This is a genomic window from Bacillus sp. LK2, from assembly GCF_001043575.1.
GTDB classification, from domain to species: Bacteria; Bacillota; Bacilli; order Bacillales; family Bacillaceae_G; genus Bacillus_A; species Bacillus_A paramycoides.
In genome coordinates this window covers 11,695-26,240 of the sequence record NZ_LDUK01000005.1, presented here as the reverse complement: position 1 = coordinate 26,240, position 14,546 = coordinate 11,695, and the positions used below count along the sequence as shown (strand labels likewise).

Below are 14,546 nucleotides of genomic sequence, written 5' to 3'. Positions count from 1 at the left end.
GGGGAGAAATAGACATATGATGTTTTATGAGATCTGTTGTTTTTCTTGTAAAAATGTATTTCGAGTATATGAAGGAAGTGAAAAGTATAAGCGATTTAAAGAGAAACCGAAAGGGGCATATTGTTGTGATGAGTGTAGCCACAAAATTCAATTAGAAGCAATAAAAAATTTTTTTAGATAAGGGAAAATATGTGTTATCAATTTTTGTTCAGAAAAATTTGACAAAACATATGTTATAAATTATCATATGAAAAAAACTTATATATAAATTGGCGTTGAAGAGAAGAGTAGTTAAGAAAGAATACATACAGAGAGCTTCGGTAGCTGAGAAGGAGCGGTAAACATCTTAATGAAAAAAGACTTGGAGCTGCGCAAGGAACTAATTTATTTAGGGATGGTGCGACGGGTTCTCCCGTTATAGAGATAGGGTATAAGCATATTTTGCCGTACCTGAAGAGGTTAATATGGTGACGTATTAACAAACTGAGGTGGTATCGCGAAGCTAATAACTCTCGTCCTCAAGATGAATAATCTTGGGGGTGGGAGTTTTTTTATTGCATAAAAATGAAAATGTGAAAACAAAAATACAATTGAGGTGAGTAACATATGCATTGGGCGTATGAAGTAGCACATGAATTAATTAGAAAACATCCAAACAAAGAAACTTTTGTTTGTGCATCTGGAATTAGTCCATCTGGTTCGGTTCATATTGGGAACTTTCGTGAAATAGTAACGACTTATTTCGTTGTTAGGGCGCTTCAAGATTTAGGGAAAAAGACTCGTTTTATATTTTCATGGGATGATTACGACAGGTTCAGAAAAGTCCCAAAAAATATTGATCCATCTTTTGCAAGGTATATTGGTTTGCCATACTGTGATATTCCAGATCCGTTTGGGGGTCATAATTCATATGCAGAGCATTTTGAAAAAGAATTTGAGAAATCGCTCCAAGCATTTGGGATTGAAGTGGAATTCATTTATCAACACGCTGAGTATAGAAGGGGAAGGTATAACGGAAACATATTAGAGTCTCTGTATAAAAGAAAAGAAATATATGATATTTTAATGGATTTTAAAACAGGCGTACACCGCGAGGAAGATAGAGAAAACTTTTATCCAGTTACGTTATATTGCGAGAGATGCGGGAAAGATGCAACAACTATTATACATTTTGATGAAGTATTAAAAACAGTAAGGTATAAATGTGAATGTGGAAATCAAAATGAATTATCAGTATTAAATACAAATAAAATGAAACTGAATTGGAAAATCGATTGGCCAATGAGATGGATGATAGAGGATGTTATTTTCGAGCCAGGTGGAAGAGACCATTCATCGGAAACGGGTAGTTATAATGTATCTAAAGAAATTGCAAGGAAAGTATTCAATCGTGAGGCTCCTCATTACGTTGCTTATGATTTCATTGGAATTAAAGGTAATCATGAAAAAATGTCCAGTTCTTCAGGGAATAGTATTACACCTAACGACTTATTAAAAGTGTATTTACCAGAAGTGATTCTTTTTATGTTTGCAAAATATAAGCCAGGCGCAGCTTTTCATATCGGACTGGATGAAGATGTGATTCGAAATTATACAGAGTATGAACGATTGAAGGACAGTTATGAAAATAAAACGCTCAAAAATGAAGATTTATTTGATGCAATTAAACTTTCTAGAGTAGATAGTCGATTTAAAGAATATCCAAAGTTTAATCAAGTAGCAGGAACTTTACCGTTATTAAATTTTGATTCAACTATTTTACAAGGTATATTAGAAAAGATAGATAGGAGTTATGCATTACCTGAAATGATTGCGATATGTAATCGTGCAGAGTATTGGATAAGAAACTTTCAATCTGAAAAATTGATTACGGTAAATCAAGAGAAAAATACAGAGTTTTATAATACATTAGAAGATAGGCAGAAAAAATGGGTAGTAGAAGTTTGTGAAGTACTTCGTTCTAATAACGATCATTCTAACCTAATGGAACAATTGTATCCAATTTGTCATCATGAAAATAAAAAAATAATGAAAGAAAATCAAAAACAATTGTTTATTATTATATATAGGCTCATTATGAATCAATCAAGTGGCGCGTATACCACTACTTATACATGTTGTCGGAGTTGAAAAATTTGTCTCATTATTAGATTTCTAGAGTCAGATACAAAAACAACGCAAGTACTTATAAAGATAAGTACTTGCGTTGCTAAATATATCTCTACCTTGAATACATTTTTGGACATTCATCCCCATTCGGTTCATAAAAACAATGGCTTTTAAATTGCCCAGCAAACGGCTGATTATACCACTCGGGCGGGCAAGCTCCGACTGGACGAAAATACCAAAGAGCCCATCTTGCTGGCCAGCGCCATTCACCTTGTAAAACTCGTCTTGCGATTTCTTTTTCTGAGTCACGAGCACGTTGATAAAAGTATCCGTATTGAACCGCTTCAAATCCGCCAGGGCTTTGATACACAGCATCGCGTACTGTACGGATCTGTTTGAAATCTAAGCAATCACAAAATACACGGTTTACTACAACACATCCAACAAGTTGTTCTCCTTGTCGACCTTCGCCTTCAGCTTCAGCACGTATTAAACGTGCAAGTAATTCAACGTCACTTTCGTTGTATGGAATAAGGGGCATAGTGATACCACCTTTCTTTACCTGTTATAGTAAAGAGTGTATGTTTCAAAATGAGCTAAGTGCTTTTTTCTTTAAAATTACTACTAATTTTAAAAAGGAGCTTATACGGTTAAAAGCTAATTATTATATAGAAGATAAAAATGAAAAAGGAGAGGTACTATGCATCGTATTCATAAAGACCATATCATTTACGCAATGTCTCCACATAATGAGCCATGTATGGAAGTAGAGCCTGGGAGCAGGATTATATTTGAAACGTACGACTGCTTTGAAAATCAAATTGATTCTGAAGATGTTGTGTTTCAAGAACTAGATTGGAATCGAATTAATCCAGCGACTGGACCTGTATATATTAAAGACGCAGAACCTGGTGATATATTAGTCGTAACGATTGAAAATATTAAAATTGCAGAGCAGGGTGTTTTAACTACAGGTGTGAACCTTGGTGTAATGGGTGATGAGCTAAATGAAAATACTGTGAAAATTGTCCCAATACATAATAAACATGTTGTATTTTCAAATGAACTACAAATTCCAATTAATCCAATGATTGGTGTAATTGGTACTGCACCGAAAGAAGAGAGTATTTCATGTGGCACTCCACATGATCACGGCGGGAATATGGATTGTAAAGAGATAAAAGAAGGAACAACATTATTATTACCTGTAAATGTTCCAGGTGCTCTTTTAGCATTAGGTGATTTACACGCTGTAATGGGTGATGGCGAAATTGGTGTTAGTGGGGTGGAAGTTGCTGGAGAGGTAACTGTAACAGTTCAAACTATAAAAGGAAAGAAATGGCCACTACCAATGGCTATCCAAAAAGAAAAAATAATGACGATTGCTTCAGAGAAATTGTTAGATGATGCAGCTAGTCGCGCCGTACATAATATGGTGACATTTTTACATGAAGAATTAGAAATGCCTAAAGCTGATGCAACTCTTTTATTATCAGCAGCAGGTAATTTAAAAGTTTGCCAAGTTGTGGATCCGTTGAAAACGGCGCGGATGGAACTAGGGATGGATTATGTGGAGAAACTGGGATTTACTTTGATTAAATTTCATATTAAATAAGAAAAAATAGAAAAAGGATACTTTGGTATAAAAGCATCCTTTTTTAATTTACGGATTTAATGAAAAGAGATAGTATTTATTTTGTATAATTGTATATGAGATTGTGGATCGAAAAGGAGTTAAAAAATGATTAAAATTATGATTGTAGAAGATGATATGAAAATTGCGGAGCTATTATCAACTTATGTTGCGAAATATGGTTACCAAGGAATTATTGTATCGGATTTTCAAAATGTGTTAGACATATTTTTAGAAGAACAACCAGAGTTAGTTTTATTAGATATTAATTTACCAAGTTTTGATGGATACTATTGGTGTCGTCAAATTCGTGCGGTTTCTACATGTCCGATTTTATTTATCTCGGCCCGTGAAGGTACTATGGATCAAGTTATGGCGTTAGAAAATGGTGGCGATGATTTTATTCCGAAGCCTTTCCATTATGAAGTTGTAATGGCGAAAATTCGCAGTCATTTAAGACGTGCTTATGGAGATTATGCACCGAAACTAGAAGAACGAATGGTTGAGCAACAAGGTCTTTGTTTATATCCCGAAAGACTTGTATTAAAACTTAGAAACCAAGAGATTGATATAACGAGAAACGAAGCCATTTTATTAGAAATGTTAATGAAAAATTATCCGCGCGTTGTGAGTAGAGAAGTGTTACTTAATAAATTATGGGATAGTGAATCCTATGTTGATGATAATACATTAAGTGTAAATACAACACGTGTACGTAAAAAGTTAAAAACGTTACATATTGAAGGAGCAATTGAAACGATTCGTAGTGTTGGATATAGACTGCATTTTACTTGGGGAAATGGTATGGAAAAATGATAAGGCTATTTATACGTGATCATATACCACTTATATGTTTTACTGTTTTCCAACTCCTAGCCATATTCCTTGTATATTGGTTTGATGGGCATAATCATATTACAACGGCATTATATGCAATGTTCTTAGGTGCTTTTTTTATGGTAAGTTATATATTATTTCGTTATTTTACACATCGATCTTTTTATGAACGGTTAGCAAATCCGATGCAATCTTTGGATGAATCTGTTCAAAAATCTGATTTTACAGTTTTATCTACTGCTCTCCAAGATCTGCTCGAGGTGCAATATCGCCATTATCAAAATCAGCTGCAATTACAAGAGAGAAAAAATAATGATCATTTAACCTTTATGAATCAGTGGATTCATCAAATGAAAACACCTTTATCTGTAATAGAATTAATTACACAGGATGAAGTGGATTCGCGTTTTGAAAGTATTAATGAGGAAACAGATAGATTGAAAAAGGGGTTAGAGATGGCTCTGTATGTCGCACGTTTAGAAGCATTTACACAAGATTTTTATGTTGAAAGAGTACAATTACATAAAATAGTGAATGATTCTGTACATGAACATAAACGCTTCTTTATCCGGAATTTTGTATATCCAGAGCTTGAAATTGATAAGGGTATTATTGTAGAAAGTGATGCGAAATGGTTACAATTTTTAATTGGACAAATTATATCGAATGCAATTAAATATTCATCAGGCAGTAGAGAAAAGATTAAAGTAAAAGCATGTAAGGAAGGTAATACAGTTGTACTTGAAATTATCGATAGTGGCGTAGGGATACCGAAGCAAGACTTACCAAGAGTATTTAAACCTTTCTTTACAGGAGAAAACGGTAGAGATTTTAAAGAATCAACTGGAATGGGACTATATCTTGTATATGAAATTACAAAACAATTAGGACATAGTGTAGAGATACATTCAAAAGTTGGTAAAGGTACCGTTGTACGAATTAAATTTTGTAATGTGTAAAAAGTGATTCAGGCTAAAGAACTTTTGAGATAAGTTTTTTAGCCCTGTTTTATACCGTTGATAAAATTCCGGAATGAAAGATTATTTACATAAGTGAAGCAAAACGATCTTGTTAAAAATAAAAGAAATACTAGATACATTAATGCTTTTTAGTATTAAAAGAGAATCCTTTTTTACTAGTTAATGAAAGAGGTGTATTGAAATGGATATTCGGAAAATGAGATATTTCATAACGCTGGCAGAAGAATTAAACTTTAGTCGTGCAGCAGAGCGGCTTAGGATGACTCAACCACCTTTAAGTCAAGAAATTCGTAAATTAGAAGAAGAATTAGGGGTTCAACTTTTTCATCGAACAAAAAGAATGGTTGAACTTACCAGCGCGGGGAAAATATTTTTAGAAGGTGCACGGCAAACGTTGCTTCAAGTAGATAGAATCATTAAAGAAACACAGCTTGCGGATGAAGGGAAGATAGGACATTTAATAATTGGTTTTGTCGATTCTATAGAAACTGTTATAAATATATTAAAAAAATTTCGAGAACGTTTTCCTAAAATACAGCTCATATTACGCGAGATGACAACAGACCAGCAAATAAAAGCACTCTATGAAAAACAAATTCATATTGGATTTATTCGTTCCAAGCAGAACAATGAAATATTAGCTTCCGAAGTTTGTTCTGAGGAATGTTTAAAATTGGTTTTGCATCAAGATCACCCTTTGGTTTCGTTACCTAACATTTCAATCAAATCATTAGTTGATGAACCATTTATTTTATTTCCCCGTCATTTTGGTACAAACTTTTATGATTTAATTATTAGTTACTTTTGGGAACATGGAGTAAGTTTAAATATTGTTCAAGAAGCGATTCAAATGCAAACGATTGTGAATTTAGTTGCTGCAGGAATAGGGATTTCTGTCGTTCCATCATCGGTGGAAAGTTATAAAAAATCGGGAGTCATGTATAAAGAAATTCAAGAAAACACACCGAAAATAAATTTATATGTTGGATGGAGACAAGATGAAAAGTCTGTAGTGTTAGAGCACTTCTTAACAGTTGTTAGAGAGGTTTATACGACTTCATAATTTGAATTTAAAGAGAAAAAGCCCATCTTGATGGGATGGGCAGTGGGAATTTTGAAAGGGAAACTTTTATATTAAATTAGGACGACAAAGTTATTTTTATGCTTTTCATTAAGTATATTACTGATGTTTCAGCCTGTTTTGCTTGGATCGTACTCAATGAAACCTTTTAGTACACTATCAATTTGATCCATAATTTCAGGTTGCAATTTAACACCAGCAGCTACTGCATTTTCTCTTATTTGCTCCGGATTTGAAGCGCCGATAATCGCAGAGGAAACAGCTGGATTTTGTAGTACCCATGCAACTGCGAGTTGAGGTAGGGTAAGATTATTTTCTTGCGCGATGGGATTGAGTTTCTGGATAGCAGTGAGTACATCATCACTCATCCAACGTTGCACGAGTTTGTGGAAAAATGGTTTACCAGCATCTGAATTAGCACGTGATTGAGTGGGGATTGGTTTACCAGGTTGATATTTTCCAGTGAGAATCCCTTGTGCGAGGGGAGACCATACAACTTGACCAAGTCCCTCAAGTTGACATGTTGGTATCACATCAGTTTCGATAACTCGCCACAATATCGAGTATTGAGGTTGGCTAGCAATGAGTGGAATTTTCAATTCTCGTGCAAGTGCTGAACCGCGGGTGATTTGTTCTGATGTCCATTCACTTACACCAATATAAAGAACTTTTCCTTGTCTTACAAGATCTGAGAAAGCTAACATCGTTTCTTCAAGAGGAGTTGTTGTATCAAATCTATGTGCATAATAGACATCGATGTAGTCTGTTTGTAATCGACGTAAAGATGCATTACAATTTTCTAAAATATGCTTTCGTGATAAGCCTCTATCATTTTTTCCAGCCCCAGTCGGATGGCACACTTTTGTACATAGTTCTATACTTTCTCGGCGTATACCTTGCAAAGATCGGCCAAGGACTTCCTCAGCTATAGTGTCCGAATAAACATCAGCAGTATCGAACGTTGTAATACCGACATCTAGTGCGGTTTTCACACAATCATTTGCAGTATCCTCATCTACTTTTCCACCATGGTTTATCCAATTCCCATATGCAATCTTGCTTACAGTTAATCCACTGTATCCTAGTTTACTAAATTCCATTGTAGAATCCCCCCTTAAAAATGATATCTTTATTATAAGAACTGAAATTTAATATGTATAATATATGATTAATGATAAATTTATATAAAAATTATATAAGAGGGAGTGCTTAGAAGTTTACTGGTAGGGAAATATAAAGCCAGTATTACAACAAATGTTGTTTGTGCTTAATCGATATGAAGTGTAGAAATGATAAATAGACCTAAAAAAAGTGATCTTTATAACAGCACATATAATTGCATTTACTCATACAGTACTAGTATGGTACAATATGGTTACTAATGACGGAAAGGAATGATGGGTGGACGATGATTAACTAATCTTATTTTTAAATGTTGAAATTCAATAAATTTCAATTTATAAAAAATAGGATTAGTCTGCCCAATTTCCATACAACGGTATTGCTATTTATTACGCGTAATAGCTTATTTGGGTATAAATAATGTAACGACTAATCCTGCCAAATTAATTTGGGAGGATTTTTTTGTTCTCCCTTAATGAAAGGGATCGGTAATATGAAAGAATTATTAAAATTAAATGATGTTTATGTTGAAATAATGGAAAATACTTTATTAGAAAAAATGAATGTTACAGTAAAACAAGGGGAAGTTATCGGATTAATTGGTAAAAATGGTGCTGGTAAATCAACTTTACTTCAATTAATAAATGGGAAGATTGAGCCATCAAAAGGCACTGTTGAATGGCAGCAAATGAATATGACAACAGCATATGTTGAACAAGAAAAAGAATCTTTTATTAGTAATGATGTGATTGCAAAAGAAGCAGAACTTCTTGCAAAATGGGGCGTTCCAACGAACGATTTTATTACGTTAAGTGGTGGTGAAAAACTGAAAGTTCGACTAGCAAAAGGTTTTGCCGAAAATCCTAATGTCCTAATATTAGACGAACCGACAAATCATTTAGATGAGATGAGTACGGAATTTCTCATTAAACAAATAAAAAATATGAAAGGTACAGTTATTGTAGTATCACATGATCGATATTTTTTAGATGTTGTCGCAACAAAAATATGGTCAATTGAGGATAAGAAATTAATTGAACATAGCGGTAATTATACGAGTTATATGAAAGTGCGTGAGCAAAAACGAATGACGCAGCAGCGTGAATATGAAAAACAACAAAAAAAGATAGAACAAGTAGAAACTCATATAAAAGAATTAAGTTCATGGTCACAAAAGGCACATGCACAGTCTACAAAACAAGAAGGAGTTAAAGAATTTTATCGTGTGAAAGCGAAGCGAATGGATGCACAAGTTAAGTCAAAACGAAAACGTCTCGAAAAAGAGCTTGAGAAAACGAAAATAGAACGTGTTAAAGAAGAGTATTCAGTTGAGTTCTCTATTCAAGCGAATAAAAAAGTAGGAAAACGCTTCTTAGAAGTGAAACAATTGCGGAAAAAATTTAATAGACGAACATTATTTGAAAACGTTAATTTTACAATCCAGCACGGTGAGAAGGTTGCGATTATTGGCCCAAACGGTAGCGGGAAAACAACATTACTGAAGATGATTATGGGAACGGAAACTGCTCAAGGAGAAGTATGGATTTCACCATCTGCAAACATCGGTTATTTAACACAAGAAGTATTTGATTTACCACTTGATAAAACACCAGAAGATTTATTTTTTAAAGAAACTTTTGAAGAAAGAGGAAAAGTCCAAAATTTAATGAAACATTTAGGGTTCCAAGCTGCTCAATGGAAAGAGCCGATTCAGCATATGAGTATGGGGGAACGAGTAAAATGTAAGCTAATGACTTATATTTTAGATGAAAAAGATGTACTTATTTTAGATGAACCGACGAATCACCTTGACCTTCCTTCACGTGAACAGCTTGAAAATACATTAGCTGAGTATAATGGAACACTAGTTATCGTTTCTCACGATCGATATTTTCTGGAGAAAACAACTAACACGAAACTCGTGTTTTCAAATAATACGATACAAAAGCAATTAGAGAAGTCTACTAAAACAAGAGATGAAATTGAAGAGCTACGTTTAACGTTAGAGACAGAGAGACAAGAAGTATTAGGTAAATTAAGCTTTTTAACTTCTAACGACAAAGAATATAAAGAACTTGACGAACGATTTATAGAACTTACTAAGCAAATAAAGGCGCTTTAATGTAATTATGGGTATCTTCTAGCTAGGAGGTATCTATAATTACCGATTTTTATACAAGATTAAGGAGGATTAACATGGGAGAAGGAAACTTGACTAAGTTATTTACAATAGATTGTGGTGATATTTACTTACAAGAGTTTACCATCAAAGATGCGGAGAGTATTTATAAAATATCGAATCAACCGGAAATAGAAAAGTTTTTGCCAGACTGGAAATCAACGAAAGAACAAAGGATTGATTGGGTTACAAATTATGAAATACCTTCTAATAAAGCATTTCTAATGGCAGCTAAAAATCATCCGAGTATAGATGGACACTTTTTAAAACTAGGAGTATTTATTAAGGATACTCATGAGTTTATTGGTTGGTGCTGTACAGGTATTAAAGAAGAACTACCTTCACCGAATAGAGAAATTATGTACGCCATTTCAAGCGAGTATCAAAATAATGGGTACGCTACTAAAGCGACTAAGGGATTGATTGACTATTTGTTTGAAAATACAAATGTAGATGTCCTTAATGCAATTGCTTTAATTAACAACGTACCATCAAATAAAGTTATTGAAAAATGCGGGTTTACTTATATGAGTCAACAAACGATAGAAAACCAATTATATAATCATTATTTATTGAGTAAATCAAAGTGGATAAAAAATATTGCACTATAAAAGGAGCTATAATGCAATTATAAAAAAGCTTAGAGCTGAAGCTCTGAGCTTTTTTACATTCAGCGTACTAGTTAACATATCAATGCGACGATTGAAATGGATTCTTGATGGATTTGCTTTTCACTAAAAACAAGGGCATCAAGCTGTCAATGTCATAATCATTTTAAAAAATCATATATGAAAAGGAATTTGGATAATTTTGTCGAATGCATTTAATTATGAAAACACCACTTTCTTACTCAAATTATCCTACAAATGAATCATTTTAAGCTCAATTAGAAGAACGTACGGAAAAAGTGAAGGTGAGCGAAGGTTTACATATAAAACTAACAGTTGAGTGTTATTGGATTAAAAGTTTTAAGATATGAAATAGTTTAAATGAGGGAGGGGAACGCATATTATAATTTGGTTTCGTCAATTGCCACAGATAAGTATGGATTTTTCAGAATGGACTCCTTTTATTAAGAATAATTGGTATCAAAAACATTATATGAAGTTTGTATATCTACTTCAGATCATCATTTTTTTGATACCTTATTTCTTTGGAGTAGGTTTTACTCATATTAATATATTTTATCTCATCATAATTGGTATCTTTGTCTTCATCATTCACGAATGTCTACATATTTTGGTCATAAGAAACAAAGGTGATATTAGCTTAACATGTACTGGAATATTTTTTTGGCTAAATACAAATACAATATTGTCCAAAGCGAGATTTTGGGTCTTTATGAGTTTGCCCATTATTGTATTATCGGTAGTCCCTGCCGTTATGTCGTTTTATATATCAGGAAATATGAAATCAATCATATTATTTGTATGTTGGATAAACACATTTATTTCCGCCTCAGATATTTACAATTCATTTTTAATTGCAATTAAACCGAAGAACTCAGTTTTTTGCAGAGGTTATTATCAAGTGAAATAGTATTACAAAGGTTACTTAAATATGTTTCAACTAAAGGCAGTAGTTAAAAATATGATATTTGAAAGTAAAAAGACCGATAAAGCAATCGGTCTTTTTTCATTAATATAATGAAGATTAGAAGTAACATTGTATTTTATGCCACTATGCAAATATTATAAGATAGTTATACGTAATTATAGTTTGAAAATAGATTTGTTATCTGTTTTTTTAGAAATCTTACAAGCGTGTAAGATAAATGAAAGATGAATCAATATGAGCTATAAAACAATTCATTTACACTTTAAAGTGAGCGGTACAAATGAAGGGAGAATATAAATGGAAATTTTACATGCAAAAAGTATTAGTAAAGTATATAAAGGAAAAGTACCTTTTAAAGCATTGGTAGATATTGATTTATCAATTCAAGAAGGTGAATTTGTAGGGGTTATGGGGCCATCAGGTAGTGGGAAAACAACGTTATTAAATATGGTATCTACGATTGATTCCCCAACCTCGGGAGAAATATTAATAAATGGTACAAATCCTTTCCAATTAACATCAGATAATTTAGCTTTATTCCGTAGGAAACAATTAGGATTTGTTTTTCAATCATTTAATTTACTTAGCACACTTACAGTAAAGGAAAATATCGTATTGCCAATGACATTAGATGGTGTTTCTGTGCAGGAAATGAACAAACGAGTTGAGGACATTGCTGAGAAATTAAGTATTACAGATATATTGAGTAAAAGAACGTTTGAAATATCAGGGGGGCAAGCTCAAAGAGTAGCAATCGCTCGTGCGATTATTCATAAACCACAATTATTACTTGCAGATGAACCAACAGGAAATTTAGACTCTAAATCTTCAAATGATGTAATGGAGATGCTAGATACTCTAAATAAAGAAGAAAAAGCAACGATGATGTTAGTTACACATGATCCGTATGCAGCGAGTTTTTGCAGCAGAGTAATTTTTATTAAAGATGGTCAACTCTATAATGAAATATATTGTGGTGAAAGTAGGCAAACTTTTTATCAAAAGATTATGGATGTCCTTTCTTTGTTAGGAGGGAAAAGGCATGACTTTTCGTCAATTCGCATTTAATAATATTTTTCGTAATAAGCGTATATACGCTGCCCATTTCTTAAGTAGTGCATTTTCTATTATGATTTTCTTTACGTATGCTCTTTTATTATTCCATCCTGATTTACAAGGGGAGTTAAAATCGACAAGTGCAACAATAAGTGCATTTGGTACGTTAGGATTTACCTTTTCTCAAGGATTGATTTTTGTATTTTCATTTTTCTTCATTCTATATTCAGTAAGTTCATTTTTAAAAACACGTAAGAAAGAATTTGGCATATTAATGATGCAAGGTATGTCAATGAGACAACTTAAGAAATTATTATTAATTGAAAATATGTTAATTGGATTTGGTTCAATTTGCATAGGGATTCTCATTGGACTCGTATTTTCTAAACTAGTTTTATTGATAAGTGCAAGTGTATTAATGATTAGTAATGGCTTATCTTTCTATATACCGGTACAAGCGCTACTTTTAACAGTCATTACATTTCTTTTATTATTTTTAATTGTGTCGCTTGTTACTTTTAAAATGGTAAAAGTAACAGAACTTGTAGAACTTATTCAAGCAGAGGCGAAGCCAAAGCCAGAACCGAAAGCTTCAATTTTATTATCGCTATTTTCTTTAATTAGTATAGGATATGGGTATTTTTCAGTATTCCGCTTTATCTCAAACTATAATTTTATTACGCTCGGAATGGGTGTACTTCTAGTAATTATAGGAACGTATTTTTTATATACACAGTGTAGCGTTTATATATTGCATCTTGCTAAAAGGAGTGATTCGTTCTTTTTAAAGAGAACAAATATATTAACATTTTCAGAATTGATTTATCGTATGAAAGATAATGCAACGATGTTTTTTATAGTATCTATTATTTCAGCGGTTGCATTTACAGCAATTGGTACGACAGCCGCTCTTGGAAATAAAGATTTGGTAAGGATGACAAATCCGTATACATTTCTGTATACAGCTCCTGATAAAAACAAAATAGCAGATAAACACCTCTCTATTATAAAAAAACATCTTGCTGATGCTAATATTCCGTATCGAATGGCTTCATCTTCATATATTTATACAGAAAGTAATGTATATGTAATGAAGTTAAGTGAATATAACGAGCTTGCGAGGGCGCTCGGGTATCAACAAGAAACGATTGAAAAAGAAGATGAAATGTTATTAATCCCTGGAATGGTATCACAAAAACAAGAATTTAAAAATGGTGATTATAAAAAGAATATTGAAGTCATTCAAGGAGATTGGACAAAGACGTTTCATGTGAAAAAAACTGTAGATAATTTAGTTTTACCACATGATACAAATGGGATTTATATTGCTGTTCAAGATCATGTATATGATGGCATTCCGCTTATTAGTCATCCTATTGGTGAAGATGGTAATGATGGTGTAGACATTAACTTTCGTACATATGGATTTGTTGTAGATGATTGGATAAAAACGAAAGAGATTTCAAACCAATTAAAAAATATATTCGATAAAGATCCGAGAGAAATACATCTCGAATTCAGAGCTTTAACAATAGAGTTGTTAAGTGCAAAGCAAACGAATGGATTATTACTTATGGCAAGTGTTTTAGTCGGAATAGTCTTCTTCACATTCGCTGCTAGTTTTATCTATTTCCGATTATATACAGATTTGGATCGCGATCAACAGCAATATAAAATGATTTCGAAAATGGGATTAAGTAAACGAGAGTTGAAAAAGGTTGTAACGAGACAGTTATTATTAATGTTCTTCTTACCAATTGTCGTTGCAGTGATTCATACTGTAGTTGCTTTTATGGCATTACAACAATTAGTCGATTTTTCTATTATAAATAGCTCTATCATTATTTTAATTTCATTTATATGTATACAAGTTTTATATTTCTTCATAACTCGTTGGCGTTATCTACAAAAGCTTTATAAGACTATGGAACAATAAAGTATTTCAACTAGTATGATTCCAAAAAAGTATGTGAAAAACAATTTGAATTATGA

The 14,546-nt window shown here is 32.7% G+C and carries 12 protein-coding genes, 1 pseudogene and 1 other annotated feature; of the genes and pseudogenes, 11 read left to right on the top strand and 2 right to left on the bottom strand.

Annotated elements, in window-relative coordinates; genetic code table 11:
* Window positions 1–16: 16 nt before the first annotated feature.
* Window positions 17–181 carry a DUF2197 domain-containing protein gene (locus VK90_RS28045; protein WP_156185359.1) on the top strand — a complete coding sequence of 55 codons (165 nt, stop codon included), beginning with the start codon at window positions 17–19 and terminating at the stop codon, window positions 179–181.
* 85 nt (window positions 182–266) lie between these two features.
* Window positions 267–523, top strand: a binding site (T-box leader).
* 83 nt (window positions 524–606) lie between these two features.
* Window positions 607–2,158 (top strand): annotated as a pseudogene (lysS, locus tag VK90_RS04980) (lysine--tRNA ligase).
* Between the two features lie 63 nt (window positions 2,159–2,221).
* On the opposite strand, the gene VK90_RS04975 reads toward lysS, so the two are convergent.
* A complete protein-coding gene (locus tag VK90_RS04975) occupies window positions 2,222–2,650 on the bottom strand; it encodes a cell wall hydrolase (protein WP_002172215.1) in 429 nt (142 codons plus the stop codon).
* A gap of 159 nt (window positions 2,651–2,809) precedes the next feature.
* Here VK90_RS04975 and VK90_RS04970 point away from each other — a divergent pair, with 159 nt between their 5' ends.
* The 4 genes from VK90_RS04970 to VK90_RS04955 all read left to right on the top strand — a co-directional run bounded on the left by VK90_RS04970 (window position 2,810) and on the right by VK90_RS04955 (window position 6,622).
* Complete coding sequence (locus VK90_RS04970; RefSeq protein WP_048370875.1) at window positions 2,810–3,724, top strand: acetamidase/formamidase family protein; 915 nt, start codon at window positions 2,810–2,812, stop codon at window positions 3,722–3,724.
* A 126-nt stretch (window positions 3,725–3,850) separates the two neighbouring features.
* Window positions 3,851–4,558 carry a response regulator transcription factor gene (locus VK90_RS04965; RefSeq protein WP_048370873.1) on the top strand — a complete coding sequence of 236 codons (708 nt, stop codon included), beginning with the start codon at window positions 3,851–3,853 and terminating at the stop codon, window positions 4,556–4,558.
* Window positions 4,555–5,538: a sensor histidine kinase gene (locus VK90_RS04960; RefSeq protein WP_048370871.1), complete on the top strand. Its 984-nt coding sequence runs from the start codon at window positions 4,555–4,557 to the stop codon at window positions 5,536–5,538. Before VK90_RS04965 ends, VK90_RS04960 begins: the two co-directional genes overlap by 4 nt.
* Before the next feature lie 202 nt (window positions 5,539–5,740).
* Window positions 5,741–6,622, top strand: coding sequence for a LysR substrate-binding domain-containing protein (locus tag VK90_RS04955; protein WP_048370868.1), 882 nt, complete (start codon window positions 5,741–5,743; stop codon window positions 6,620–6,622).
* A gap of 128 nt (window positions 6,623–6,750) precedes the next feature.
* On the opposite strand, the gene VK90_RS04950 is transcribed toward VK90_RS04955, so the two are convergent.
* Window positions 6,751–7,740, bottom strand: coding sequence for an aldo/keto reductase family protein (locus tag VK90_RS04950; protein WP_002172210.1), 990 nt, complete (start codon window positions 7,738–7,740; stop codon window positions 6,751–6,753).
* 515 nt (window positions 7,741–8,255) lie between these two features.
* On the opposite strand from VK90_RS04950, the gene abc-f reads away from it, so the two are divergent.
* From abc-f to VK90_RS04925, 5 genes are all read left to right on the top strand, one after another.
* A complete protein-coding gene (gene abc-f, locus VK90_RS04945; RefSeq protein ID WP_048371248.1) occupies window positions 8,256–9,884 on the top strand; it encodes a ribosomal protection-like ABC-F family protein in 1,629 nt (542 codons plus the stop codon).
* Between the two features lie 74 nt (window positions 9,885–9,958).
* The gene (locus VK90_RS04940) at window positions 9,959–10,552 is read left to right on the top strand and encodes a GNAT family N-acetyltransferase (protein WP_048370864.1); all 594 of its coding nucleotides are present in this window, start codon (window positions 9,959–9,961) and stop codon (window positions 10,550–10,552) included.
* A gap of 433 nt (window positions 10,553–10,985) precedes the next feature.
* Window positions 10,986–11,480, top strand: coding sequence for a DUF3267 domain-containing protein (locus VK90_RS04935; protein WP_048371246.1), 495 nt, complete (start codon window positions 10,986–10,988; stop codon window positions 11,478–11,480).
* 315 nt (window positions 11,481–11,795) lie between these two features.
* Window positions 11,796–12,566: an ABC transporter ATP-binding protein gene (locus tag VK90_RS04930; RefSeq protein WP_048370862.1), complete on the top strand. Its 771-nt coding sequence runs from the start codon at window positions 11,796–11,798 to the stop codon at window positions 12,564–12,566.
* Entirely contained in the window at window positions 12,541–14,490 is a 1,950-nt protein-coding gene (locus tag VK90_RS04925; protein WP_048370860.1) for an ABC transporter permease, read from the top strand. The genes VK90_RS04930 and VK90_RS04925 overlap by 26 nt, the downstream gene beginning before the upstream one ends.
* Window positions 14,491–14,546 lie beyond the last annotated feature (56 nt).

Excerpts from the sequence above, each read along its gene's own strand:
- VK90_RS04950 (WP_002172210.1), bottom strand. The coding sequence starts at position 7,740 with ATGGAATTTAGTAAACTAGGATACAGTGGATTAACTGTAAGCAAGATT.
- VK90_RS04925 (WP_048370860.1), top strand. The coding sequence starts at position 12,541 with ATGACTTTTCGTCAATTCGCATTTAATAATATTTTTCGTAATAAGCGT.
- VK90_RS28045 (WP_156185359.1), top strand. The coding sequence starts at position 17 with ATGATGTTTTATGAGATCTGTTGTTTTTCTTGTAAAAATGTATTTCGA.
- VK90_RS04930 (WP_048370862.1), top strand. The coding sequence starts at position 11,796 with ATGGAAATTTTACATGCAAAAAGTATTAGTAAAGTATATAAAGGAAAA.
- VK90_RS04970 (WP_048370875.1), top strand. The coding sequence starts at position 2,810 with ATGCATCGTATTCATAAAGACCATATCATTTACGCAATGTCTCCACAT.
- VK90_RS04935 (WP_048371246.1), top strand. The coding sequence starts at position 10,986 with ATGGATTTTTCAGAATGGACTCCTTTTATTAAGAATAATTGGTATCAA.
- VK90_RS04960 (WP_048370871.1), top strand. The coding sequence starts at position 4,555 with ATGATAAGGCTATTTATACGTGATCATATACCACTTATATGTTTTACT.
- VK90_RS04975 (WP_002172215.1), bottom strand. The coding sequence starts at position 2,650 with ATGCCCCTTATTCCATACAACGAAAGTGACGTTGAATTACTTGCACGT.
- abc-f (WP_048371248.1), top strand. The coding sequence starts at position 8,256 with ATGAAAGAATTATTAAAATTAAATGATGTTTATGTTGAAATAATGGAA.
- VK90_RS04965 (WP_048370873.1), top strand. The coding sequence starts at position 3,851 with ATGATTAAAATTATGATTGTAGAAGATGATATGAAAATTGCGGAGCTA.
- VK90_RS04955 (WP_048370868.1), top strand. The coding sequence starts at position 5,741 with ATGGATATTCGGAAAATGAGATATTTCATAACGCTGGCAGAAGAATTA.
- VK90_RS04940 (WP_048370864.1), top strand. The coding sequence starts at position 9,959 with ATGGGAGAAGGAAACTTGACTAAGTTATTTACAATAGATTGTGGTGAT.